Raw genomic sequence first — 22,072 nt, 5'->3', positions numbered from 1 at the left:
TATCCTTAAATTACCCGTTAACATATACACGAAACATAAAAATCTACATCATTTATGACTTTACTCCAATCTTTTTTCGGAGCACCGAAAATTCCCTATGAAGATCTGACTAATATAACGAAGGACGCTCCAGAGGTTATTGTTTATGCAATACCGGCCATGGCATTTTTTACACTTCTTGAAATAGGCTATAATTGGTATCATAAACACGGGAATTACCGAACGAAAGAAAGCATCGGATCTACACTGGTGGGCTTAGGAAATGTATTAATCAATTTCTTGCTCAAAGTAGCACTTTTATATGGAGTTGTTTTCGTCTACAACTTAGTGCCTTGGAGAATGCAAATGAGCTGGTGGACCTTCTTGCCTTGTTATATCATCTTTGATTTCTGCAGTTATTGGGCTCACAGAATCTCACATCAGAAGCGTTTTTTCTGGACTACCCATTGCGTACATCATTCAGCAGAAAATTATAACCTCACAGTTTCTTTTCGCTTAAGCTGGATTCAAAATTTCAAGATCATATTTTTCTTACCCGCGGCCTTATGTGGCTTCCACCCAATTGTATTCTTCGTCGTTAGCCAAGTAGCTGTGCTTTTTCAATTTTGGGTTCATACAGAATATATTGGTCGTCTTCATCCATGGATTGAGTATATCTTTGCAACGCCATCCAATCATCGTGTACATCATGGAAGTCAAGACAAATATTTGGATAAAAACTACGCCGCTACCTTCATTATATGGGATAGAATGTTTGGTACTTATCAACCCGAGGAAGAACGTCCAATTTACGGACTCACCACTAAAATCGGCGACCGAATGGATCCGATCTTTTTGAACTTTCATGAATTCGGAGATATGGTAAACGATGTAAAGAAAGCCAAAGGCTTGAAAAAAAAGCTATTCTATATTTTCGGTAGTCCAACCGCCGTATATAATGAGAAATTGAAGGAAATGGACTTAAAGAAAGCGAATATGAAGAATGGAGAAATAGAGGCAGGTCTGGTTACTGAAAAAGAGGTCGGATCCTAACCTCTTTTTCAACTCTTTTTAACTTAATCGCGTCGTCTTCGTCCTATTCGACTTAGCAGCCAAATAATCAAAGCTACGACAACAACTACGAGAATTATACCGAAGTACATACCTCCTTTAAAAATACCGACGATCAGATCGCACGAACTGAGCATAGTTACAAGGGAAATTGCTACTATGGAATAGATTAATTGTAGTTTATTATTCATCGTTTTATTTTTTATTAAATAACCAAACAATAAAAGAAAAGTTTGGTAAAACGAAATATATAAGGGTAATAGGTTGTACAATAAAAAAGCACCTACCGGAAATGCCCTGCAAGTGCTTGATTATGAAGTGGAGATTACCGGAGTCGAACCGGTGACCTCTTGCCTGCCAGGCAAGCGCTCTAGCCAGCTGAGCTAAACCCCCAAAAGCGACCGCAAATCTAATTAAAGATTTAATATCTACAAAACCTATTTCACCTTGACCATTGGCTCTGATTCATTCAGTCCTAATATCTTTGCGCTACGCACTCTCATTTCGTTGGTCAGTTCCTCGTTTTCCGCCAAAGAATAACCAAACGATGGAATCATTTCCTGAAGTCGCTTTTTCCATGAAACTTCTTTCATTTGATTAGGGAAACACCGTGCTAGTACATCTAGCATAATGGATACGGCTGTTGACGCGCCTGGAGAAGCACCTAGCAAAGCAGAAAGAGAACCATCGGCGCTGGTGACGATTTCCGTACCAAATTCCAATTTACCACCATGTTCAGCATCTTTTTTGATTACCTGGACGCGTTGTCCTGCAATTTCTAACTCCCAATCCTCTTGTTTGGCTTCGGGCATGTATTGACGCAATGCTTTAATACGATCTTCAGGAGATTGCATTACTTCACTGATCAGATATTTAGTAAGAGGTATGTTATCCCATCCCGCTGCTAATAAAGGGCGAATATTACCTATCTTTATTGATGTTGCTAGGTCAAAATAGGACCCGTTTTTCAGAAACTTTGTAGAAAACCCTGCATATGGGCCAAATAATAAAGCTTTCTTACCATCGATGAAACGTGTGTCCAAATGAGGAACAGACATGGGCGGAGCACCGACCGCAGCCTTACCATATACTTTTGCATGATGTCTTTCGATAATTTCAGAATTGACACACTTAAGCCATTGGCCGCTAACCGGGAAACCTCCGAACCCTTTCGCTTCAGGTATACCAGATTTCTCTAATAATAGTAGTGAACCGCCTCCTGCACCGATAAATACAAATTTGGCAGAAATAACTGCTTTGCGTTTCGTAGTGAGATTTTTCACTTCGACATTCCATCGGTTATCGTTACCTCTTTCGATGTCCTGCACTTCATGAGCAAGTTTTAGCTTTACGCCTTTTTGTCGCCACAGGTATTGTAGCATCGCATGCGTGAGTGCCCCAAAGTTTACATCCGTTCCAATTTCCATGCGAGTGGCTGCAACCGAGTCCTTTGGATCACGCCCCTCCATCACCAGTGGAATCCATTCCTTCAACATTTCCTTGTCTTCACTATAAACCATCCCCTTAAAGAGATGACTTTGCTGCATAGCCTCGTAACGCGCCTTTAAAAAAGCAACATTCTTTTCACCAATAACAAAGCTCATATGTGGAATCGAGCGAATAAACTGATCTGGCATGGAAACCAAATCCTCTTCCACCAACGTCGACCAAAATTGCTTTGATACTTCAAACGATTCAGCAATTTTAGTAGCTTTATCAATCTTGATGGAGCCATCAGGTTGTTCCGGCGTATAGTTTAATTCACATAGAGCAGAATGGCCGGTTCCAGCATTATTCCAAGCATCGGAGCTCTCTGCTGCTACCTCATCGAGACGTTCTAAAATCTGTATGGTAGCGTCTGGCATCAGTTGTTTTAGGAGCATGCCCAGAGTGGCACTCATGATACCAGCACCGATTAAAACGATATCCGCTTCAACAGCGTTTTTTTTATGTTTTTTAGTCATTTTTCAAAGAAATCGTTACAAAAGTACAACGATTTATGGAAAATTAAAAAAGTGAAGAGAGTCTCGGTTAAAAGATTTCTAGCTTTTTTCTTCCTTACCTCCAGCCTTTGGAAGATTTTCCATTGCCTGTTTTGGTGCAATCGTGCGTGTTTTCTTCGCTTTTAGATTGAGTACTTCAACAAGAACGGAGAATGCCATCGCAAAGTAAATATATCCTTTTGGTATGTGTTGCTCAAAAGCTTCAGCAGTGAGTGACACGCCGATCAAAAGCAAAAAGGCTAAAGCAAGCATTTTTACAGATGGATGTTTATTCACAAAACCACTGATGGATTCTGCAGACACCATCATCACTCCGACAGCGATAACGACAGCTGCAATCATAACACCAATTTCATTAGCCATCCCGACAGCCGTAATAACGGAATCTAGCGAAAATACGATATCGAGCACTAGGATTTGAGCAATAACACTACCGAACGTAATCTTTTTTGTGGATACGATTTCCTCATGTTCCTCACCCTCCATGCGACCATGAATCTCAACCGTACTTTTATAAATTAGAAACAAGCCACCCAGTAAGAGGATGATATCCCGACCAGAGAAATCAAGTTTTTCAAATAAATACCCTTCTGTTTGACCAAAAAATTCAGCCAGATTAATGATAGGCTTGGTCAGTGACATGATCCAGCTGATTGAAAGAAGTAGGAGTACACGAGTGATCATCGCCAGAGCCAACCCAATTCGCCTAGCCCTTTTCTGTTGACTTTCAGGAAGTTTATTACTTAATATTGAAATAAAAACAATATTGTCGATTCCTAATACTATTTCCAGTACTGTTAGGGTGGTAAGAGAAATCCAGATTTCTGGATTAGTAATCCATTCCATAGGTTATTTTCTTGCAAAACTATGTAAAAATAACTTTTCTTGACAGGAATTGTTTCTAAATTATATTAGATTTTATGATTTTTTACAGATTAAGTTAGCTACCGCTAAGTACTTTTAAGTACTTCCCTAGAGATAACAAGTTTTTGAATTTCCGAGGTACCCTCTCCAATAGTGCATAGCTTGGCATCCCGATAGAATTTTTCGACAGGAAAATCTTTCATATAACCATATCCACCAAAAATCTGTACAGCTTCTGTAGCACAACGCACTGCAACTTCAGATGCAAAATACTTTGCCATCGCTGAATGCTTTGTCACAGGCTCCCCTGCATCTTTCAAATCGGCCGCCTTACGGATTAAAAGCTCTGCAGCCTCTACCTCTGTTGCCATATCTGCTAACTTAAATGAGATACCTTGAAAACTAGCAATCGGCTTCCCAAACTGATGCCGTTCTTTCGAATAAGCAACCGCTGCTTTCAGCGCACCTTTGGCAATCCCCAGTCCTAACGCGGCGATGGATATACGACCTCCATCTAAAACCTTCATTGCTTGCTTAAACCCTTCTCCTTCTTGCCCAAGCAGATTTTCTTTTGGAACACGACATTGATCAAAAATCAACTCTGTTGTCTCTGAGGCGCGCATTCCTAGCTTATTTTCTTTCTTGCCATGAGTGAAGCCAGAAGTACCTTTTTCTACTACGAGAGCTGAAATACCATTAGATGCATTTTTTTCACCAGTTCGAACCATTACAACTGCAATATCACCGCTCTTACCATGAGTGATCCAGTTCTTAGATCCGTTGACAATATATTCGCTACCATCCAAAACAGCGGTCGTATTCATTCTCATCGAGTCAGAACCTGTATTGGCTTCCGTCAGTGCCCAAGCACCGATCCATTCTGCTGATGCTAATTTAGGCAACCAACGCTTTTTCTGTTCTTCGGTGCCAAAGGTCATAATATGCCCTGTGCACAAGGAATTGTGTGCAGCTAATGACAGTCCAACCGCTCCACAAACACTCGCAATTTCTGATATTACAGTTACATATTCCTGATAACCAAATCCGGATCCACCATACTCTTCCGGCACCAAAATACCCATTAAGCCTAGCCCTCCCATCTTCTTAAAAATATCTATTGGAAATGTTTGACTTTCATCCCATTCCATTACGTGCGGCCGAATATATTTATCTGCGAAGTTTTTCGCCATTTCTTTAACCATGGCATTATTTTCGCTATCGTTGTGCGTTGACTGTGACATAATAACTGGTTTTCGTTAAGTTAGGAAACTTAATTATATACAAATATACTTAGATAGCACTCAAAATACATTATATATGCGACTATTTATTACTTTTTCACTCCTTTTCTTTGGTTTTCATGTAAATATCTGGGCACAGACTGAACAAGACTCGGTGAATATTACCGGAAATTTGTCGCAATCAGATGCTAAAATTGATCTGCATCTCAACCTGTCTACTGGCGATCAGTATCGCTACACAACAGATTACAATCAAAATATTGTGCAGGAGATTATGGGTTCTTCTGTTGAGGTTCGACAAGAAATGACCATCGATTACCACTACGAGGTAGAAAGTAATACCGGAGACGAAATTAAAATAAAAGCAAAGTACGAGCGGTTGCATATAAATTTTGAAGCACCTCAAGGGAGCTTTCTTTTTGATTCAGAAGAGTCTACACAAGATGAAAAGTTAGCAAAGCTCAACAGCATCATCGGCAAACCTTTTTATATCTATATGAACAACGAGGGAAAAGTGACCCGCGTAGAAGATTATGAGAAACTATGGGATGGATTAGAGATGGACAATACAATCAAAAATATTTTTTCTGACTCGATGCTTATGAATTCGGTTGATATGAACTTTTATGCTCCGGATCCCGTAGGGATGGGCGATAGTTGGAATAAAAGCCGATCATACAACATGGGGAACCTACAGTTGAAAAGTGACCTGATTTACACACTAGAGGGGATTAGCGAAGATTTGACATGGCTGAATGTTGACGGAAACATCTCTGCGTTAGGTAGCGAGGAAGCTTATGACATGGAGTTTACTGGTAAACAAACTGGTACGTTGGAAACCGATATCAATACAGGCATGGTTTCTTCGGGTGATATTCAAATGGAAATCGACGCTGTCATTAAATCTCATGGATTTGAAGTACCTATGAAAATGAATGCAACTATCAGCATGTCGGGCACGAAACTATAGTCTTAAATCAAAAAGCTATTCAATAGTCTACTAATGTAAAAATGCGGTCACAGTAAGGTCGTATGCTATCTTTACCTTGTAAAAAATCAAGGCTAACAACAAATGCAAAAGCCATGATTTGACCGCCCATTTTTTCTATCAACTTACTAGCTGCAGCAATTGTTCCGCCAGTGGCCAACAAATCGTCGTGCATCAAAATCTTTGCACCAGGCTCAAAGGCGTCTTGATGGATCTCAATGGTAGCCTGTCCGTATTCCAGATCATAGGATTGCTTATAGGTCTCAGCCGGTAATTTTCCCTCTTTTCTTATAGGAATAAACGGAATACTTAAACGATTGGCCAATAGAAAACCGAATAGGAGACCGCGACTCTCTATCCCTACAATCGCGTCTAAATCAAGATCCTTAAATTTCTGCTCGAACGCGTCAATAATCTGTTCACAAAGTTTCGCATCCTTGAAAATTGGTGTAATATCTTTGAAAATTATACCTTTTTTGGGGAAATCATAGACATCACGGATCACTGTGCGTAGGGTCTTCTCTATTATCTGCATATGTTGATTCTTCTATCTCAAAACTTAGATACGGTACAATTTTACGCAAAAAATCTTCGTCAACTATCTCTATTTTTAATAAATCACGCGGCTCTTGATAAATACCGTGTTGATTCCTATACTGAACGATGGTATTGGCTTGTCGCGGTGTAATATAAGGGTGCTTTAGCAACTCCCGATACTCAATCTGATTGATTTGGATCATCTGTACTTCCTGAGGCTTAACAAATACATTCTTTTGAAAACCTTCAAAACGCTCCCTATCCATCCCGTAGACTTCCAAAAGTTGATCTTTATGATGATAACCGCCTAAGAGGTTGCGATATTTGATGATACGCGAAGCAAAAGCTGGCCCAATACCATAGAGATCGAGTAGCTCGATAGAATCGGTCCGGTTCAAGTTAATCATTATCTCTTGCCGTCTTGCCGATTCGATTGCTTTACTTGCGAGAACCTTGTTACGCGGAGCTTTTACACTATCGCTAACAACGGAAACAGACTGAATATTAATATAAGGAGCTAGGCGACTGTAATCGTCTTCACTGATCGAATAAATCTTTGCAAGATCTTCCTTTTTGTAAAAGCTCCCGCCGCTTTTTCGATAATTATGAATCATGCGAACCTGTACATCAGACAGTCCGAGACGCCTACCATCATCAGTCGAAAGATCATTTGGGTCAAAAATAAAATATTCCGGTTTCGTTGGGTATGTAGTCAGCGACTCGGTACTTGATTCTTGAGCTTCACTCTTACGGTTTAACGCTACAAAGCTTATAATCTCCTGCTTTCGTGATTCGAAGTCTTGGTCGACCTTCTTTGCGATGATTAATGGATAGGCGAAAGGTGCCAACCAAACCACAATCACAATACAAGTTAAAAAAGCAATACCTTGAATTTCTTTTCTCGAAAAAGAAAAGTTTGTTAAAAACCAGCTCTTCATAAATCAACCAATTCTTCAGACAAAAATACAAAGAAAGCTATGCTTTCCAAGAAATGAGAAACGGCTGTCGAAGATCAACAGCCGTTCTCTATGAATTTTGATTGCGTTTAATAATTCTTGAGTCTAAAAAGTCCAGCTATAACCCAGACCGAAACTACGACCAGGATTCCTGTATTCGAAAGCTTGAGAGGCAGCGTTGTAGGATTCATATAGACTCTGTCTTTCATCACCTAGGATATTATCGACTTTCACGGTAATTGTTGAAGCTTTTTTCTCACCTAATTTTTTTGAAAACTTAAAGTTTAAGCTATTAAATGGTTGTACATATACGTCTGGATTCACATTTGCCCCTACGATATCCAGTGTTTTACCTTGGACGTTATAAAACAACCCTGCCTCAACCCCCTGATCTACAACATTATAGGAAATTCCTGTGTTAATGAGATACGGAGACTGACCTTGTAGTTTTCTGGTATCTTCAACTTCTTCGCCTTCTCTTGCTGCGGTAAGGCGTGACTGATACTCACTATCACTCATCTTGATTTTTGACTCAATAAGAGAGAGGTTTACATTAAGGCTCAACTTTTCAAGATCATCCGAAATAAAGCCGAAATTTTTTCGAGCTTCGAATTCAACTCCGAATACATCAGCTTCCGGAGCATTTTTCGGCGTGAATTGATTTGGTGTAATATCAGAATAAACCACCAACTCGATCGGATTCTTAAATTTCTTATAGAAACCACTTACCGCGAACATTTGAGCTTGATCACCAAAAAGTTCATAACGTAAATCAAAATTGTTGATATACGTCGGAACTAAATCCAGATTTCCCAAAAACATGACACCGGTCAAAAGATCCTGAATCTGAACTACGGATAATTCTTTAAACGTTGGACGAGCCGTCGTTCTCGAATATGAAAGACGTAGATTATTATTATCTTTCAGTGCATAAATCAAATTAGCAGAAGGAAAGAAATCCAACCTATCAATGGTTTTTTCATTATCATAGACCTGACTACCACTAGCATTTTGTCCGGTAAAGAAGGTCATAAATTTTTCTGCACGTACACCTAGAATTGTTCTTAATTTCTCACCTACTTTAAATTCGTTTGAAACATAGACAGCCGCAGTATGCTGCGCGGCATCAAAAGTATTTGATGGCTGGTAGCTACCTTCAATATAATAACCTCTGTCACTCCCTGTTGTCCAGATATTGTCATCAGCTAAAATAGCATTCGGATCACCATCCAAATCAGATGTATTCACATTTCGATTAGCAATATTGTATTTATAGATACCAAAATCACGTTGCTTATAGCTATACAGACCACCGAATTTCAAAGTGGCATTTTGATCCATTAATTGATATTTCTTCGCTAGATCAATCTTTCCCACCAAATTTATTTCTTCGAGATCCCTCCATATACGTGTAGGAAAACCAGCATCTGACCCGATTGTTAGGCTACCGTTATTGTTCTTAATAAATGTTGTTAACCTCACATCTTTATCATGCACCTTTGACAAGGTCGGTGAAATCTTCCACTCGGTTGTAAAAGATGCATCTTCGTTCGTATGCTTACCGCTTAACAGCAAATTAGAAATCGATCGTTGAGTATACTCCAGATTATCTTTGACAACATCGATGGTGTTCGAAATTTCAGTACGCTGATCGAATATAGCGGCACGAGTTTCACCATTTTGGATTCGCAAAAGATTAAGTACATATTTAGAGCGATCGGTTTTATAGGCCAGACCTGTCAATATGGATGCAAGAACATTATTTTCTCCCAGATTTCCTCGTTGTCTTCTGTCAAACCTGAGCTCATAGTCACTCTTTGAAACCGGTCTTTGGTAGATACCATTTTCGAAACCTTCATAAAATGAGGTACTATTTTTATAGTCAATGGAAGCGATGAAGCCTAGTCTATGATCGCCCACATCAAACTGATTTCCATAATTAAGACCCACTGAAAAATCGGGCATGCTGTTTTTTGTCAAAGCAGCCATTGTCGGATTAAAGGAGCGAGTGATTCCTTCCAATTGGTCACGATTCGAACCGTATGGGGAGGGAATGTCCAATTCTTTTGAAACTGGCAATTTCCTCGTTCCATCATCAAAACCCAGAAAATCCGTTCCACCGCCTTGATACGACAGAAAATTATCTTTAAAATGCATATCGGGGTTAAAATCCCCTGAAATAGAAACACCAAACTGTTTTTGTGTCGGAAAGTCTTTCGTTACTATATCAACAACTCCTCCAGTAAAATCAGCTGGCAACTCGGCTGAAGCCGATTTAACCACCACGATATTCTCTAAAATATTGGTTGGGAAAATATCCATTTGGATGGTATTTTTATCTGGATCTAATCCCGGAATATCCATACCATTCAGGATAGACTTGGTATAGCGATCACCTAACCCTCTGACGTAAACGTATTTCCCTCCCTGAACTGACACGCCTGGAACAGATTTTACCGCAGACGCGATATCGCTCGCTCCTGCTCTTTTAATACTTTGCATGGATAGCCCATCCATCAAAATACCGGCGTTTTTTTGCATGGTGAGTAATGAGACATCCGTATTTTTCCTCGCTGTTGTTGTAATCACTACAGCATCCAGCATATCATTCAAGGGGTTGAGCGTAAGATCGATCTCTGTCACTTTCCCGTTTTCAACGACCACATCAGCGACTTCCTTGGTTTCATATCCAACAAATGTATAAACCAATGTATATACCCCTTCTTTCAGTTCCAAAGAATAATCACCCTCAAAATCAGTATTTACCGCTGTTTGAGTCCCCTTCACAAGCACGCTAGCATAGGCCAACGGTTCATTGTTTCCACCATCGATCACCGTTCCTACTACACGATCTGCATAGAGCGATAGTGAAAAACCCAGTGTAACGAATAAAAGAAAAAATTTCTTTATCATTATCAATAAATTATTGTTCTTAATCAAAAATGTCCATCCTCCCTGACGGTGATGATGGACATTTAATGTTTTACATTGCTCTAATTAAAAAGCACCTTTCTCGGCTGCATAAGTCCAAGAGAAGTCTGCTAAGTTAGCACCTACTGTAGCTGCATCTTCACTAGCAATTTTAACTGCGTTGTCAGTAAATTTACTTTCTGAACCAGGCGTAGCGCCAGTAAAGAAATCAGCAACCGTTAATGCGCCTGGCAAAAGAAGTTCCCATTTAGCAAATTTAATTCTTCCATCAACTAACTCTTTTTGCGAATCTGCACCGTTAATCTTTACTGCTGATCCAGCACCCGGGTTCAATACAAGAATATTTTCAAACTCAACGACAACACCATCTCTTAAATCAGCAACCAAAGCATCTTTTCCGTTTCCGAAAACTGTGATATCTTTCATGATAAATGGTGTACCATTTGTAGTACCTTCCGGACCATCTAATTCAAATGCGCTTCCTGGCTCATCACCTTGGATAACAACTGCATTAGAGATCGTTCCAGTGTACTGTTGATCTACGTCTAAACCATCATCTCCATGAGCCCAGGTAAGAAGGTTTGAAGAATTTACAGTACCACCAAACCACTCGATACCATCATCCTGATTAGCAACGATTTCGATATTCTGGATAACTGTACCTGATCCAACACCACCTAGGGTTAACCCATTAATTTCATTATCCTGTCCGATTGTGATACCACCATGACGAATGGAAACAAACTTTAACGATCCTGAGTTATCATTGGGTTGATCACCTCCATATTGGCCGTATGATTCAGTAGCAGGAATACCTTCAATTTGTGCTACACCCGCATCATTACCAACAGAAATCGGTGCTTTTCCTAAAATAATAACACCACCCCAAAGTCCATTTGCATTTTCGTCAAGGCTAGTACCTGCTTTTTCACCAGGCTGGATATTATCATCAACCGAAGTAAAGATTATCGGAGATTCTGCAGTTCCATTAGCAATCAACTTACCTCCTTGATCCACAACTAAGGCAGATGCTGCCGCCTCTTGGCCTTTCGCGCCTTTTATGATGGTGCCTGGCTCAATTGTTAAGGTTGTTCCATCGCCAACTACTACTTTACCTTCTAAGATATAAATGTTGTTTGCTGTCCAAGTTTCGTTCTCAGCTAAAATTCCACTTTTAGTAAGCTCTTCTCCTGGTTCTACAGGCGTTGGCCCTTCAGGATCATCGCTACATCCAGCTGCAAACCCCAATACTGCTACAGCACATAGGGATAAGAAGAAATTTTTCATGTTTTTCATTTTGATTTTTCAGTTATTTATGGTCTTTATTAAATTAAATCGTGTTTTTAGTTTGTCGACCCTTAAATTTTGCTACAAAGAACGCCTATTGATGTAATGTTAATATTACGCTAACATTACATTTAGGTTATTTAAATATTACGTATATGTTAGCAGGAAAACCAATCTGCTATAGATCAGTATCTTAGGTCAAGAAAACACACTAAACTCCAAGACTTGTCTTTAATAATGCAACTTCGATAGAAAATGACTTTCGATCTACATCCGTCATTACTTTTTTATTTTATTTTTTTGTAAATTCGCACCAATTTTCAGATAATTTTGCATTTAAATGCAGATTCAGCTGTTAACCCTGATATTTTCATATAAACAAAACAAAAACATAATTATGGCATTTGATATCGAAATGATAAAAGATGTTTATCAACGATTTGAGACTCGCATTAATGCAGCTCGTGAATCAGTTGGTAAACCACTTACACTTACCGAAAAAATACTTTATGCCCATCTCTGGGATGGTGAAACCAAAACTGCTTACAAAAGAGGACAGGACTATGTAGATTTTGCTCCAGATCGCGTTGCGATGCAGGATGCAACTGCACAAATGGCATTATTGCAATTTATGCAGGCTGGTCGTCCACAAGTAGCGGTACCGTCAACGGTGCACTGTGACCACTTAATCCAAGCTAAAATTGGAGCCGATGCTGACCTGGAAATTGCAAATGAACAGAATCGCGAAGTTTATGACTTTCTCTCTTCTGTATCTAACAAATATGGTATCGGGTTCTGGAAGCCAGGTGCTGGCATTATTCACCAAGTAGTATTGGAAAACTATGCCTTCCCAGGTGGTATGATGATTGGAACGGATTCACATACACCAAATGCGGGAGGACTGGGAATGGTTGCAATCGGTGTTGGTGGTGCAGATGCCTGTGATGTAATGGCAGGGCTGCCTTGGGAGCTTAAATTCCCTAAATTAATTGGCGTGAAGTTGACAGGAAAGCTTTCTGGCTGGACATCTGCGAAAGACGTAATCTTGAAGGTTGCGGGAATATTAACGGTAAAAGGTGGTACAGGGGCAATCGTTGAATATTTTGGTGAGGGTGCTCGTACTCTTTCTGCAACTGGAAAAGGAACTATTTGTAATATGGGTGCTGAAATCGGTGCCACCACTTCTATTTTTGGATACGACGAAAAGTCTGAGGCTTACTTAAGAGGAACGGACCGATCGGATGTTGCAGATCTCGCGAACCAGATCAAAGAACACTTAACAGGTGATGCGGAGGTTTACGCTAACCCTGAAAACTATTTTGATCAGGTTATTGAAATCAACCTTTCGGAACTAGAACCTCACGTAAACGGACCTTTTACGCCTGACTTAGCTTGGCCAATTTCAAAATTCGCCGAAGCGGTAAAAGAAAACAATTGGCCCGACAAATTAGAAGTTGGCTTGATCGGGTCATGTACAAACTCTTCTTATGAGGATATCAGCCGCGCCGCCTCTTTAGCACAGCAAGCTGTAGATAAAGACCTTCAGGTACAATCCGAATATACAGTTACTCCTGGTTCCGAACTTGTTCGCTATACTATTGAACGCGATGGATTCCTGAACACATTTGAACAAATTGGTGGTACCGTATTGGCGAATGCATGCGGACCTTGTATAGGACAATGGGCTCGTCATGGTGCAGATAAAAAAGAAAAGAACTCTATCGTAACATCGTTTAACAGAAACTTTGCCAAGCGTAATGACGGTAACCCGAATACCCATGCCTTTGTTGCTTCTCCGGAAATTACCACTGCTCTCGCCATTGCAGGAAAGTTATCTTTCAACCCGATGGTAGATACATTAACAAACTCAAAAGGAGAACAGGTTAAATTGGATGAGCCAACTGGTTTAGAATTGCCTACAAAAGGTTTCGCTGTGGAAGATGCGGGATATCAGGCTCCAGCCAAAGATGGCGCGGGAGTGCAAGTAGTAGTTAATCCAGAATCCGATCGTTTGCAGTTACTTGAACCTTTCAAACCTTGGAATGGCCAAGATCTGACAAACATGGTTTTATTGATTAAAGCAAAAGGAAAATGTACAACAGACCATATCTCTATGGCCGGCCCTTGGCTAAAGTACCGCGGTCATTTAGACAATATTTCCAATAACATGTTAATTGGAGCTATTAACTTTGTAAACGACAAAGCTGATACTGTTAAAAATCAATTAACCGGAGAATATGGCGCTGTTCCTGCGACGCAACGTGCATACAAAGCTGCAGGCATTGACACCATTGTAGTGGGTGATGAAAACTATGGTGAAGGTTCTTCACGTGAGCATGCAGCAATGGAGCCGAGACATTTAGGGGTTCGCGCGATCTTAGTTAAATCTTTTGCCCGGATTCACGAAACCAACCTTAAAAAACAGGGAATGCTGGCTATCACATTCGACAATCCTAACGACTATGATTTGATTCAGGAAGATGATCGAATAGACGTAATAGGTTTAACAGAATTCGCAGTTGGCAAACCGTTGACAGTTGTTTTAAATCATGCTGATGGCACAAAAGATTCTTTCCAAGTGAACCATACTTACAATGAACAGCAAATTGAATGGTTTAAAGCAGGTGGTGCTCTTAACATTATAAGACAAAGCCAAAGCTAAATTTCATTTCTATAGATTCTAAAAAGAGAGACGCTTTCATATGCATGAAGCGTCTCTCTTTTTTTATTTATTATAAAGATAATTTCTATTTAACATTCTGTTAATCTGCATGTTCTACCTTACAGTCCAATTAAATTCATATATCATGAGCAGATTAAACTTAGAGATCTCTGACAAGGAATTTGTAATCAAACTAGACCGCAGCACCTATACGATCGGAATGATTGAAAATGTAATAAAAAGAATTCAGTACGATTACGCTCCTTTTACACTAATAGACCATGAAACAGATGGTGATGTGCGCAGCAGAACTGCCGATCATTTTGTCGATTCATTCGATCACTTGTCTGAAAAATAATTGCTAAGAGGCTAATGGATAAGGACTTTTTATGAATTTTTTCTCCATTTAATAAAGGTTTATTTGCATATTTTAAATATATTCATTTATATTTATGCCGTAAATAAAACTTAAACTAATATTTGGAAATGGGAGATTTTGACAAAAGAGAACGTGAAGAAGTCTTTTCAAGAAAAGTGAGAGCAGGAAAACGCACCTATTTTTTTGATGTAAAAGCTACTCGTGCAAACGATTATTACCTAACGATCACAGAAAGCAAAAAGAGACTTGAAGATGGTGTATTTATCAAACATAAAATCTTTTTATACAAAGAAGATTTTGAAAAGTTTGCAGAAGGGCTAGCCGAAACGGTTAACTACATCAAGGAAAACCAAGAGGTCGTTGAAAAACGCTATGAGTTCTCTGAGAATGGTTTTTCTAATTCTGAACCTAATAAGGCTGACGACTTGAGCTTTTAGACTTGAGCTTTTAATTATTTATAAAGATTTTAATAAAAGAAAAAGCCCGGCATGCCGGGCTTTTTTAATTTCCTCCCTCTCTTCGTTTTCCCCTGATCAAACTCGCTATAATTAAGAATAAACCAACGATTAGTAACGAGTGAATAGCAAGGCCGATAACTTTAAAGATTAAACCAACCACCCAGCATACCAGCAATATTGATCCAATGATTATTAGTGTGTTTCTCATTTTTTTCTGATGAATAACAACATAGTAGGAAAAAAGTTTTCTATACTATAAACCTAAAACTTCGACACCTTGCTCAAAAACGATATCCACCGGAATATTATTCTTTGTCAACCGATTCAAATCGCCTTGAAGATCACGCTGAATAATACCATATTCCCTCTGGTAAGACTCAACCTTAGCTTTATCCCCATCACCTTGAGCCACCAAAATCATTTCACCAAGCTCATCCATTGCCTGTCTAAACACATTATAGTCAACTTGATAATAACCTTTATCATTCTTCTTAAAAGCACCCTTCTCTTGAAAAAAGTTAAAACTCATCATATTCGCTTTTCCATGTGCACTTGAAGCTCCAAATCGAACAGACCGAAGGATTCCCGCCATAAATGTTGTATAGTAGTCTTCGATTGACCCATCCAGCTCTCCTTCTTCCAAAAGCTTCGTAACCATGTAAAGCCCAAGGACATCCGCTTTACATTCCTCTAGCCACGAATACTGTTCTTGCAGAGCCTCCCTAACAAAGCCTTTCCCATTGATTGTCTGTTTAACACCAAGACCATGAGCCACTTCGTGAAACATAACATTCGAGAAGAATGCATCAAAGTTAATATACTCTCTTTGCTCTGGGTCAATCAGAACATTAGAAATCGGCAATAAAATTTTGTCGAATTTAGCTCTCATCGCATTTTTAAGCTGTGATCTTCTCGTGCCCTTTTCTTGCTGAATAACTTCACTATTAGGGAGATTTACAGCTATTGTCTTAGATCCGGAGTTACAGTCACCGGCATAATAAACGACATCGTAGGCATTTAATTCAGAATCTGTCCCCGGATTTTCCTTTTTATATAGAGGGTCAACCGGCAACCCTTTTTGTAAACCTGGCAACATACTCACGTATTTTGCCAGCCGAGCACTCCATTCTTTGTCTTTCACCAGTACATAAGATTCAAAAGCGGCCTTGGAGTTAAACAATTTATCTTCATAATTTTCAATGGGTCCAATAATAATATCCAAACCATTGGTCTTCATATCTAACCACGCTCGATCACTCAAATCATAATCATCGCTTACCAAAGCCGCGGCACGTAATACCAAGTACTTGCGTAGCTGCTCGTTGTTTGTTTTCTCTGCCGCCTGACGTAGATAATCTGCGGCTGTATTCAACTGCAAATTAAAAGCCTCAGAATAAGGAATAGCAATTAAATTCCCTTCCGGATTTCTTCGAATCACTGAATACATATCATGCTCCAGACCCGAATTCTCAAATTCTTCTTTTGTCATGTCAGGAGGATAAAAAAAAGCTCCAAGCGGCTTAGTCCCTACCCCTTCGATGAAAGGTTTATCCCCGTTGAGCCGATCCCACGGTCCATAATTAATATCAATAAATGCTTTGGTATGCTCATCAGTGATTGTTGCTAACAAACTATCACGCTGAGGGTATGCCTGTAACCAAAATAGATCGTCCATCACCTGTGCTGCTTTAATCAGCAATGGTAATACCTCTTTGTCATTATCGGAGAGAGCAGTTAAATCTGTAGTCAGCTCAACGACTTCATATATCTGAATTCTATCATCAACATATTGCTGCAATGAGTCTGCAGACGCAGTATCATTTGTGGCAGTTTGATTACAAAAACTCATGCTGCAGGCAATCCCTGCCAGAAGAACCATAAAGCATGATCTATAATGATTGATTCTCATAAAGATTCCAATTTTGAGGTAAACATAAAGGTACAAATCGAAAATAGCAATTTTATGTAGGTTCTAAAAAAAATGCTATTTTTGACCAAATAATACCTCGATGCAAAATTCAATTCTGTTAAGCGGAGCCAAATTCACAATAACAATCCAACGCCTTTGTCATCAATTAATTGAAAATCATCAGGATTTCTCAAATTCGGTTATTATAGGCATACAACCTCGTGGTGTCTACCTTGCCAACCGAATCGTTCAAGAATTGAAAAAGATTCTTAAAGTTGAAAATGTACCATCTGGCGATTTGGATATTACTTTTTTTCGCGATGACTTTAGAATGAAGGGGAGCCTTCCTCTTTCCCCGAGCAGCACGAACATGAACTTTATCGTAGAAAACAAAAAAGTGATTCTTGTGGACGACGTGTTATGGACAGGCAGAACCATCCGTTCTGCGTTAGATGCTATCCAATCTTTCGGACGTCCTGAAAAAGTCGAGTTGCTTGTTTTAGTAGACAGAAGATTTGCAAGGCACTTGCCGATTGAACCTGACTATGTTGGATTACCGATAGATTCCATCAATTCACAGAAAGTAATTGTAAGTTGGGCGGAAACAGATAAAAAGGATCAGGTCTTATTAGTAAATGAAGAGAAAAATTAAAGTCGTCTAAGTAAAAAGAGCATGAAAGAGGCAGCTGCAGAACAACTCAGTACCAGACACATATTAGGGATAAAAGATCTGACTCAGGGAGATATCAACTTAATCCTGGACACTGCACAGACGTTTAAAGATGTTTTGAACAGACCGATCAAGAAGGTCCCATCACTAAGAGATATCACAATTGCGAATATTTTCTTTGAAAACTCGACCCGAACCCGTCTTTCTTTTGAACTAGCGGAAAAGCGATTATCGGCTGATATTGTGAATTTCTCTGCGTCTTCTTCATCCGTTAGCAAAGGTGAAACGTTGATTGACACAGTCAACAATATCTTGGCGATGAAAGTTGATATGATTGTCATGCGCCACCCCTATCCCGGTGCCGGCGTGTTTTTAAAGAACCATGTTGATGCTCAAATTGTTAATGCTGGAGATGGAGCTCATGAACACCCTACACAAGCATTACTTGATTCATTCTCGATTCGTGAGCACCTGGGTGATGTTGCTGGGAAAAAGATAGCGATTATCGGCGATATCCTTCATTCCCGTGTAGCGCTGTCAAATATTCTTTGTTTAAAGAAGCTAGGTGCAGAAGTAATGGTTTGCGGACCAACTACACTTATCCCAAAGCATATCCAGTCACTGGGCGTAAAAGTAGAGCATAATCTTATGGCGGCACTCAATTGGTGCGATGTGGCTAATATGCTCCGAATTCAATTAGAACGACAAGACATCTCTTATTTCCCTTCTTTACGTGAATATTCTATGTTGTATGGTTTGAATAAAAAAATAGTGGATTCCTTAGATCGGGAAATTACCATTATGCACCCCGGGCCCATCAACCGAGGTGTGGAAATTACCAGCGATGTAGCCGACAGTAAACACTCGATCATTCTAGAGCAGGTTGAAAATGGAGTAGCAGTCCGAATGGCTGTATTGTATTTACTAGCTGCCAAAAGGGGGTAAAACACAGATCGATTTATGTCTATCGGCAATTATGCATTAACAATTGTATTTTTTAACAATTATTAACGTTATTTTAATGTCGGCCTGTTTATATTCAAGGCATAAATTGTTTAAAAAATTAATAATCATCTTATCTTAGCACAAAAAGAATATTAGACAATATGTTTAAAAAATTCACTCAAATCAGTCTTGCTCTTAGCTTACTTGCTGGCGGAGCTTATGCACAGCAAGGAGCCTGGCAAGAGATAGACGAAGCTTATAAAAGTGGAATGGAACTGTACGAGCGTGGAAAATATGTTGCTGCCTCAAAACAGTTCGACAAAGTTGAGAACACACGGATAAGATCTGTTATTCAAGAAGATGAACAGGCTCAGGCAAGCTTATTGAAAGAAAAAGCCCGTTTTTACCAAGCGGTATGCGCCTTAGAAATGGGCAATATAGATGCAGAAAACCTGTTCCTTAAATTCATCAAAGATTATCCGACAAGTTCTAGTACCAAAGCAGCATATTACCAGGTGGGAAGATCTTATTTTGGTCAAAAGAATTACGATAAAGCTATTGAATGGTTTGAGAAGTTAGATGCAGGTGCTTTGAGTGGCCTAGAAAGTTCTGAGTACCGTTTCAAACTCGCCTATTCGTATTTCAAAAAGGATCGGCTTCAAGAGGCCAAACCTATGCTTGAACGTCTTAAAAACGAACGCTCTCCTTATAATGAGTCTGCTATTTACTACTATGCTTATTTAGCATACTTAGATGGCGAATACAAAACAGCTTTATCAGAATTTGAAAGATTAAAAGGATCAAAACAATTTGAAAGCAGCTACCCCTACTACATCGCATCTCTCTATTACTTGGACAAACGCTATGATGATGTACTAGCTTATGCAATTCCAATATTAGAAACAACGAAACAAGAAAGTGAAACCGACCTGCTCCGTATTGTCGGTGCGACATATTTCTCAAAAGGGGATTTAGAAAACTCCAAGATCTACTATGATAGGTATCAGGCGGCAGATCAGGGTGCGACACAAAGCAATCAGGACACCTACAACATCGGTTATATAGCCTATACTGAAGGAGATCTCGACAAAGCGATTGCTGAACTTGAGAAAATGGACCAACCTGAAGCATACTATCAGGCTGGTATGATTACCCTAGGTGATGCTTTCTTGCAAAAAGGCAATAAACAAAGCGCCCGTAATGCCTTCTTTAGAGCTTCTAAACTTGATTTCGATCCCGAGCTTCAAGAAGAAGGTGCACTGAATTATGCAAAACTATCATACGAACTCGAGTTCCATCAAGTGGCGTTAGAGGCGACGCAAAGTTTCCTAAAAACCTATCCGAATTCAGAAAATACAGATGAGGCGAAGACTTTGCTTGCAGAGATTCTATTAACGACCAAAAATTACAGTGAGGCTGTCAATATATTAGAAACAATCCCTAACCGGGGTAGGGAGGCCAACGCCGCCTACCAAAAAGTTACATATTTCAGAGGCTTAGAACATTACAACGAGCGTGCATTTGAAAATGCAATTTCATTATTTATGCGTTCGGAAAGTGTGCCTGCTGACCCCAATATACAAGCATTAGCGACTTACTGGAAAGCTGAAGCTATGTACGAGGTGCGTAAATACGGTGAAGCTGTCGTTAATTTTGATAAATTCCTTCGTTATCCAGTTGCAAAAAGCACATCAGTTTACAGCTATGCTAATTATGCCCTTGCCTATGCAGCTTACCGAAATTCATCATTTTCAACAGCAGCAAACTACTTCGAACGTTTCTTAGCAAGTAGTGATTCTGATCAAAATACCCGTAACGATGCGATTGCCCGTTTGGGAGATTCTTACTTCTCGCTGAGAAGCTACGACCGGGCAATGACACAGTACAATAAATTGATCAGTGCAAAAGTGAAGGGTGAAGATTATGCGCTCTATCAAAGAGGTATTATACAAGGCTTACAAGGTGATATCGAGACTAAGATCGCGACACTGATCGAGCTTCAAGAACAATTCCCTAATTCCAACTACTCAGATGACGCTGCATTTGAGATCCCATATTCGCGCTTTTTGCAGGGGGATTATGAAACTTCGATTACCGGACTTCAAGAAATGATTGAAGAATATCCTCGCAGTAGCTATGTACCAAGAGCTTTGATTACGATTGGACTCGTTCAATATAATAAACAGGAGAATGACGAAGCAATAAAAACATTTCAACGTGTTGTTGAAGACTATTCTACAACCGATGAAGCGAAGTTAGCTCTGAAAACCATACAGAACATTTACATAGACCAAGGTGATGCGCAAGGCTATCTAAGCTATGCGCAAACGACAAATATTGGTAACCTTTCAACTGCAGAGCAAGATAATATTACATTCCAAGCGGCAAACGGACTATTTGCTCGTGGCGAATACGAAGCTGCAGTTGAAGCAATCAACGCATATTTCGATAAGTTTCCAAAACCAATCCAAGAGAAATATGCTCGCTTTATCCGAGCTGAAAGCCTTTGGAAAACAGGAAAACCGAAAGAAGCTTTACATGATTATAACATTATTCTGAATGACTGGACGAGCCCTTATACGGAACGTACCTTAATCAGCGTATCTCAATTACACTTAGATCTGGAGCAATACAACGAAGCAATCGCTCCGCTGAAAAAACTTGAATTAACTTCTGACTATGTAGCCAATTACGGTTTTGCTGTAAACAACCTTATGAAATCATACTACATGATGGGTGAAATGGATGAGACGTTAAAATATGCAGGCTTCGTAAAAGGCTATGAAAAATCTTCTGAAGAGGATATCGCGCGAGCACATTTGTATTCTGGAAAAGCATATTTAGCTCAAGAAAACAAGGCCGCTGCTAAAAAAGAATTCGAGGCTGCAGCCAACGGTAGTCAAACTGTCGTAGGCGCTGAAGCTAAATATAATTTTGGACGTCTGCAGTTTGAAGAAAAAGGGATTAAGGCTGCTCAGGCTACCGCTTTTGATCTGATTAAAAACATGCCATCGCATGATTACTGGGTAGCCAAAAGCTTTATACTCTTAGCCGACACGTACGTTGCTCTGAAAGATGAGTTCCAGGCAAAAAGTACATTGGAGAGCATCTTAGAAAATTATGAAAACAAAGAGGATGACATCATCCCCGAAGCTACCGAACGTTTAGACAAACTTAATAACAAAGAATAAG

General features: G+C 39.6%; 18 protein-coding genes and 1 tRNA gene. 8 read left to right on the top strand and 11 right to left on the bottom strand.

The genetic code is table 11. From position 1 onward, the window contains the following. The first annotated feature begins 54 nt into the window (after window positions 1-54). Window positions 55-1,032 (top strand): sterol desaturase family protein, encoded by a 978-nt coding sequence (locus D3P12_RS05680; protein WP_118194078.1) that lies wholly within the window; start codon window positions 55-57, stop codon window positions 1,030-1,032. Between the two features lie 23 nt (window positions 1,033-1,055). Here the strand turns inward: D3P12_RS05680 and D3P12_RS05675 are convergent, their stop codons facing one another. The 5 genes from D3P12_RS05675 to D3P12_RS05655 form a co-directional block, all read right to left on the bottom strand. Continuing rightward, on the bottom strand, window positions 1,056-1,241 hold the full coding sequence (locus D3P12_RS05675) for a hypothetical protein (RefSeq protein ID WP_118194077.1): 186 nt from the start codon (window positions 1,239-1,241) through the stop codon (window positions 1,056-1,058). Window positions 1,242-1,369: 128 nt separating this feature from the next. After that, window positions 1,370-1,443 (bottom strand) — tRNA-Ala (locus D3P12_RS05670). A 44-nt stretch (window positions 1,444-1,487) separates the two neighbouring features. Next, window positions 1,488-3,014, bottom strand: coding sequence for a malate:quinone oxidoreductase (locus tag D3P12_RS05665; protein WP_118194076.1), 1,527 nt, complete (start codon window positions 3,012-3,014; stop codon window positions 1,488-1,490). A 78-nt stretch (window positions 3,015-3,092) separates the two neighbouring features. After that, entirely contained in the window at window positions 3,093-3,899 is an 807-nt protein-coding gene (locus tag D3P12_RS05660; RefSeq protein ID WP_118194075.1) for a TerC family protein, read from the bottom strand. Window positions 3,900-4,003: 104 nt separating this feature from the next. Beyond that, window positions 4,004-5,158, bottom strand: coding sequence for an acyl-CoA dehydrogenase family protein (locus tag D3P12_RS05655; protein ID WP_157970261.1), 1,155 nt, complete (start codon window positions 5,156-5,158; stop codon window positions 4,004-4,006). Window positions 5,159-5,234: 76 nt separating this feature from the next. On the opposite strand from D3P12_RS05655, the gene D3P12_RS05650 reads away from it, so the two are divergent. After that, window positions 5,235-6,128 carry a DUF6263 family protein gene (locus D3P12_RS05650; RefSeq protein ID WP_118194074.1) on the top strand — a complete coding sequence of 298 codons (894 nt, stop codon included), beginning with the start codon at window positions 5,235-5,237 and terminating at the stop codon, window positions 6,126-6,128. 19 nt (window positions 6,129-6,147) lie between these two features. Here D3P12_RS05650 and D3P12_RS05645 read toward each other — a convergent pair whose 3' ends face one another. From D3P12_RS05645 to D3P12_RS05630, 4 genes are all read right to left on the bottom strand, one after another. Beyond that, complete coding sequence (locus tag D3P12_RS05645) at window positions 6,148-6,681, bottom strand: adenine phosphoribosyltransferase (RefSeq protein WP_394341514.1); 534 nt, start codon at window positions 6,679-6,681, stop codon at window positions 6,148-6,150. Continuing rightward, a complete protein-coding gene (locus D3P12_RS05640) occupies window positions 6,641-7,621 on the bottom strand; it encodes a helix-hairpin-helix domain-containing protein (RefSeq protein ID WP_118194073.1) in 981 nt (326 codons plus the stop codon). Before D3P12_RS05640 ends, D3P12_RS05645 begins: the two co-directional genes overlap by 41 nt. 123 nt (window positions 7,622-7,744) lie before the next feature. Further along, a complete protein-coding gene (locus D3P12_RS05635) occupies window positions 7,745-10,552 on the bottom strand; it encodes a TonB-dependent receptor (protein ID WP_118194072.1) in 2,808 nt (935 codons plus the stop codon). An 84-nt stretch (window positions 10,553-10,636) separates the two neighbouring features. Beyond that, window positions 10,637-11,857, bottom strand: a complete 1,221-nt coding sequence (locus tag D3P12_RS05630; protein ID WP_118196982.1) for a hypothetical protein — start codon at window positions 11,855-11,857, stop codon at window positions 10,637-10,639. Between the two features lie 397 nt (window positions 11,858-12,254). On the opposite strand from D3P12_RS05630, the gene D3P12_RS05625 reads away from it, so the two are divergent. The 3 genes from D3P12_RS05625 to D3P12_RS05615 all read left to right on the top strand — a co-directional run bounded on the left by D3P12_RS05625 (window position 12,255) and on the right by D3P12_RS05615 (window position 15,335). Beyond that, a complete protein-coding gene (locus D3P12_RS05625) occupies window positions 12,255-14,519 on the top strand; it encodes an aconitate hydratase (RefSeq protein ID WP_118196981.1) in 2,265 nt (754 codons plus the stop codon). Window positions 14,520-14,664: 145 nt separating this feature from the next. Then, on the top strand, window positions 14,665-14,877 hold the full coding sequence (locus D3P12_RS05620; RefSeq protein ID WP_157970260.1) for a hypothetical protein: 213 nt from the start codon (window positions 14,665-14,667) through the stop codon (window positions 14,875-14,877). Window positions 14,878-15,005: 128 nt separating this feature from the next. After that, the gene (locus D3P12_RS05615) at window positions 15,006-15,335 is read left to right on the top strand and encodes a DUF3276 family protein (RefSeq protein ID WP_118194070.1); all 330 of its coding nucleotides are present in this window, start codon (window positions 15,006-15,008) and stop codon (window positions 15,333-15,335) included. Window positions 15,336-15,399: 64 nt separating this feature from the next. Here the strand turns inward: D3P12_RS05615 and D3P12_RS15725 are convergent, their stop codons facing one another. Further along, window positions 15,400-15,564 (bottom strand): DUF5670 family protein, encoded by a 165-nt coding sequence (locus D3P12_RS15725; RefSeq protein ID WP_394341513.1) that lies wholly within the window; start codon window positions 15,562-15,564, stop codon window positions 15,400-15,402. A gap of 45 nt (window positions 15,565-15,609) precedes the next feature. Beyond that, a complete protein-coding gene (locus tag D3P12_RS05610) occupies window positions 15,610-17,265 on the bottom strand; it encodes a dipeptidyl-peptidase 3 family protein (RefSeq protein ID WP_245977397.1) in 1,656 nt (551 codons plus the stop codon). Window positions 17,266-17,365: 100 nt separating this feature from the next. Here D3P12_RS05610 and pyrR point away from each other — a divergent pair, with 100 nt between their 5' ends. The 3 genes from pyrR to D3P12_RS05595 all read left to right on the top strand — a co-directional run bounded on the left by pyrR (window position 17,366) and on the right by D3P12_RS05595 (window position 22,071). Further along, window positions 17,366-17,917 (top strand): bifunctional pyr operon transcriptional regulator/uracil phosphoribosyltransferase PyrR, encoded by a 552-nt coding sequence (pyrR, locus tag D3P12_RS05605; protein ID WP_118194068.1) that lies wholly within the window; start codon window positions 17,366-17,368, stop codon window positions 17,915-17,917. A gap of 21 nt (window positions 17,918-17,938) precedes the next feature. Continuing rightward, the gene (locus D3P12_RS05600) at window positions 17,939-18,880 is read left to right on the top strand and encodes an aspartate carbamoyltransferase catalytic subunit (RefSeq protein ID WP_118194067.1); all 942 of its coding nucleotides are present in this window, start codon (window positions 17,939-17,941) and stop codon (window positions 18,878-18,880) included. A 161-nt stretch (window positions 18,881-19,041) separates the two neighbouring features. Next, window positions 19,042-22,071, top strand: a complete 3,030-nt coding sequence (locus D3P12_RS05595; RefSeq protein WP_118194066.1) for a tetratricopeptide repeat protein — start codon at window positions 19,042-19,044, stop codon at window positions 22,069-22,071. The last annotated feature ends 1 nt before the right edge of the window (window position 22,072 follow it).

It is taken from the genome of Pedobacter indicus, assembly GCF_003449035.1.
Classification (GTDB): domain Bacteria; phylum Bacteroidota; class Bacteroidia; order Sphingobacteriales; family Sphingobacteriaceae; genus Albibacterium; species Albibacterium indicum.
Note: the sequence above shows the minus strand (reverse complement) of the source record. Positions and strands in the feature narration are given on the sequence as shown.

What these genes read in the sequence shown, in the direction of transcription:
- D3P12_RS05680 (WP_118194078.1), top strand. Translation starts at nt 55, where the DNA reads ATGACTTTACTCCAATCTTTTTTCGGAGCACCGAAAATTCCCTATGAA.
- D3P12_RS05675 (WP_118194077.1), bottom strand. Translation starts at nt 1,241, where the DNA reads ATGAATAATAAACTACAATTAATCTATTCCATAGTAGCAATTTCCCTT.
- D3P12_RS05665 (WP_118194076.1), bottom strand. Translation starts at nt 3,014, where the DNA reads ATGACTAAAAAACATAAAAAAAACGCTGTTGAAGCGGATATCGTTTTA.
- D3P12_RS05660 (WP_118194075.1), bottom strand. Translation starts at nt 3,899, where the DNA reads ATGGAATGGATTACTAATCCAGAAATCTGGATTTCTCTTACCACCCTA.
- D3P12_RS05655 (WP_157970261.1), bottom strand. Translation starts at nt 5,158, where the DNA reads ATGTCACAGTCAACGCACAACGATAGCGAAAATAATGCCATGGTTAAA.
- D3P12_RS05650 (WP_118194074.1), top strand. Translation starts at nt 5,235, where the DNA reads ATGCGACTATTTATTACTTTTTCACTCCTTTTCTTTGGTTTTCATGTA.
- D3P12_RS05645 (WP_394341514.1), bottom strand. Translation starts at nt 6,681, where the DNA reads ATGCAGATAATAGAGAAGACCCTACGCACAGTGATCCGTGATGTCTAT.
- D3P12_RS05640 (WP_118194073.1), bottom strand. Translation starts at nt 7,621, where the DNA reads ATGAAGAGCTGGTTTTTAACAAACTTTTCTTTTTCGAGAAAAGAAATT.
- D3P12_RS05635 (WP_118194072.1), bottom strand. Translation starts at nt 10,552, where the DNA reads ATGATAAAGAAATTTTTTCTTTTATTCGTTACACTGGGTTTTTCACTA.
- D3P12_RS05630 (WP_118196982.1), bottom strand. Translation starts at nt 11,857, where the DNA reads ATGAAAAATTTCTTCTTATCCCTATGTGCTGTAGCAGTATTGGGGTTT.
- D3P12_RS05625 (WP_118196981.1), top strand. Translation starts at nt 12,255, where the DNA reads ATGGCATTTGATATCGAAATGATAAAAGATGTTTATCAACGATTTGAG.
- D3P12_RS05620 (WP_157970260.1), top strand. Translation starts at nt 14,665, where the DNA reads ATGAGCAGATTAAACTTAGAGATCTCTGACAAGGAATTTGTAATCAAA.
- D3P12_RS05615 (WP_118194070.1), top strand. Translation starts at nt 15,006, where the DNA reads ATGGGAGATTTTGACAAAAGAGAACGTGAAGAAGTCTTTTCAAGAAAA.
- D3P12_RS15725 (WP_394341513.1), bottom strand. Translation starts at nt 15,564, where the DNA reads ATGAGAAACACACTAATAATCATTGGATCAATATTGCTGGTATGCTGG.
- D3P12_RS05610 (WP_245977397.1), bottom strand. Translation starts at nt 17,265, where the DNA reads ATGAGAATCAATCATTATAGATCATGCTTTATGGTTCTTCTGGCAGGG.
- pyrR (WP_118194068.1), top strand. Translation starts at nt 17,366, where the DNA reads ATGCAAAATTCAATTCTGTTAAGCGGAGCCAAATTCACAATAACAATC.
- D3P12_RS05600 (WP_118194067.1), top strand. Translation starts at nt 17,939, where the DNA reads ATGAAAGAGGCAGCTGCAGAACAACTCAGTACCAGACACATATTAGGG.
- D3P12_RS05595 (WP_118194066.1), top strand. Translation starts at nt 19,042, where the DNA reads ATGTTTAAAAAATTCACTCAAATCAGTCTTGCTCTTAGCTTACTTGCT.